This is a genomic window from Candidatus Neomarinimicrobiota bacterium, from assembly GCA_012964825.1.
Lineage (GTDB): Bacteria > Fidelibacterota > Marinisomatia > Marinisomatales > S15-B10 > UBA2125.
The window spans coordinates 1-2,545 of record DTTI01000039.1 but is presented as its reverse complement, the minus strand read 5'-3'; the positions used below and the strand labels follow the sequence as shown (position 1 = coordinate 2,545).

Genomic DNA, 2,545 nt, shown 5'->3' with positions numbered 1-2,545 from the left:
TGCTCTGGAATATGGGCCTTATGAATGGTCTGCGTCGCTATGGGGAAGTGGGTCTCCGACTGGCTATGGGTGAATCCAAGGGACAGGTGTACCGCTCTTTGATCTCTGAAGCTGTGATCATAGGACTATTTGGGACAGTAATTGGTACGGGAATTGGGCTTGTGCTCACCTATTATGTGCAAGAGCATGGTATAGATTATACAAAGGGAATAGAAGCGCTTTCAAATTCGTCCATGATTATGCCCAATATTTTTTATGCTCAGGTGACTCCAGATCTATACTATATCGGGTTCATACCTGGTGTTTTAGCCACAGTCCTTGGCACTATGCTGGCCGGCCTTGCCGTTTACAAAAGGGAGATGGCACAACTCTTCAAGGAACTGGAAACATGATGAAAAACATGATTTATATATTATTGGCTACATTGTTTGCTGTTGAGGCATCCGGGCAAGAAGCGGCCATGACTGCGGAAGCATTGGTGAGAGCCATGGACAAGAATCTGAATGCCAAAACCAGAGTGCTCACGAGCAAGATGATTGTTCACGGTCGACGGGTCAGCAGGACTATTAAATCCCGAAATTGGGTTAAGGGTATAAACCAAGCCTACACGGAATATTTGGCACCACCCAGGGAAGCGGGCACAAAGATGTTGAAATCGGGAGATAAACTATGGATATACTCACCCCAAACGGATAGGGTGATCCAGCTCTCCGGCCACATGTTGCGCCAATCTGTTATGGGATCAGACATGTCATATAATGATATGATGGAAGACCGGCCCTTAACCGATCTTTACGAGGCGACAGTTGAAGGATCGGAAATGATTGATGGCCGAAAGCACTGGATACTTTTTCTTGAAGCCAAGGTGACAGGATTGTCATACCCTAAACGTCGTGCCTGGGTGGATTCGGAATACCTGTTGCCTATGAAGGAAGAACTCTATGCAAAAAGTGGCAAGTTACTTAAGTCAACCTCCATGGACGGCATTAAGAAAGTTCAGGACAGGTGGTTTCCAACTCGGTTCATTTTCAAGGATGAGTTGAAAAAAAACAGCAAAGGGACGGAATGGATCATTGATGATATTGCTTTTGACACAGATATTCCCGATTCTCGTTTTGAAAAAGCCATGCTCCGAAAATAATATTTCTAAGCGATACGCCAGGAAATGACCTGGTTGATAATGTTCAATTATACCGTTTGATGTCCGTCTCTTTCCGAGATAAATTGCCGCCGAAATAAGGTACCTGAGCCCACTTTAGGTTCCTGAGTTGCGGGTCACGCCACAGTAAATGCGGAAAACTGAATATTCAAACTAGATTGACGCAATTATGAAAAATTTGGCTAAGTGGTGTGTACCTGTATTATTGTACTCTTTCTGTTTTGGTCAGAATCCGGACTATGTCACCAATGCGGTGAAAGTGCAGTCTGATCCTGTCATTGATGGTGATGTGCTAAACGACCCGGCTTGGGAGGGGTTGCCTGTGGTGGAAAAATTCACGCAGAAAGCACCTGATGAGGGTCAGTCAGCAACTGAAAACACCATTGTTAAGGTGATGTATTCAGATGAATTCTTTTATCTGTCCGTGGTCTGCTACGACACCGAATCTGACGGGATCATCATATCGGATACCCGGAGGGACGCAACACTGAACAACATGGACAGTTTCATGTTCCTCCTTGATACCTTTAAAGATTATCAGAACGGTTATGTCTTTGGGACCAATGCAGCCGGCACAGAATATGATGCCCAGATCACTGGTGGTGGTGAAGAGGGTGCCATGACCAGACGTTTTTCCATAGGCACTGGTGGCGGATATAACGTGAACTGGGATGCGGTGTGGCAGGTGAAAACAGAAATCGGTGATTACGGTTGGAGCGCTGAATTTGCCATCCCTTTTAAAACTCTGAGATATAAAATAGAAAAAGATCAGGCGTGGGGAATCAATTTTCAACGGGTTGTGGCAAGAAAACAGGAAGAGGTTCACTGGGCCCCCATCCCAAGGCAATTTACCATGAACCGTCTGGTATCGGCGGGAACCCTAACAGGTATGAATGTCCCTATCCCTCGAAACCTGAAAATAATGCCATATGCTTTGGGTCAGCAAAACAAGCATGAAGGAGAAGAATCCTCCACTGTCAACGACGGTGATTTTGGCATGGATGTAAAGTTTGGTGTGACATCCAGCCTCACTTTGGATATGACCTACAACACCGATTTTGCCCAGGTAGAGGCTGATGAACAGCAGATTAACCTGGACCGTTTCAGCCTTTTCTTTCCGGAAAAGCGAGCGTTCTTCCTGGAAAATGCGGGCCTTTTTTCAGTCGGTGAGGGAGGCACTTTTTTCGGGCCTGACATTGAAATGTTTTTCAGCCGCCGCATCGGTATCAGTGAAGGCGGAACACAGGTTCCCATTCTTGGAGGAGGCAGGCTTACGGGGAGCTTTGCCGGGATGAAGGTGGGTGCCCTCAGCATGCGCACCGATGCAGTGGAGGATGTGACGGACGGGAATCACTATTCTGTCATGCGGCTGAAGAAGGAGCTTCC

The 2,545-nt window shown here is 46.6% G+C and carries 3 protein-coding genes; all 3 read left to right on the top strand.

The window, feature by feature from the left end:
• The coding region (locus EYO21_03815; GenBank protein HIB02938.1) for an FtsX-like permease family protein at nucleotides 1-392 on the top strand (392 nt) is incomplete at its 5' end.
• Entirely contained in the window at nucleotides 392-1,141 is a 750-nt protein-coding gene (locus EYO21_03810) for an outer membrane lipoprotein-sorting protein (GenBank protein ID HIB02937.1), read from the top strand. The genes EYO21_03815 and EYO21_03810, both read left to right, overlap by 1 nt.
• 187 nt (nucleotides 1,142-1,328) lie before the next feature.
• On the top strand, nucleotides 1,329-2,545 hold a 1,217-nt coding region (locus EYO21_03805; protein HIB02936.1), incomplete at its 3' end, for a hydrolase.

Coding starts and splice junctions, on each gene's coding strand:
- EYO21_03810 (HIB02937.1), top strand. CDS start 392: ATGAAAAACATGATTTATATATTATTGGCTACATTGTTTGCTGTTGAG.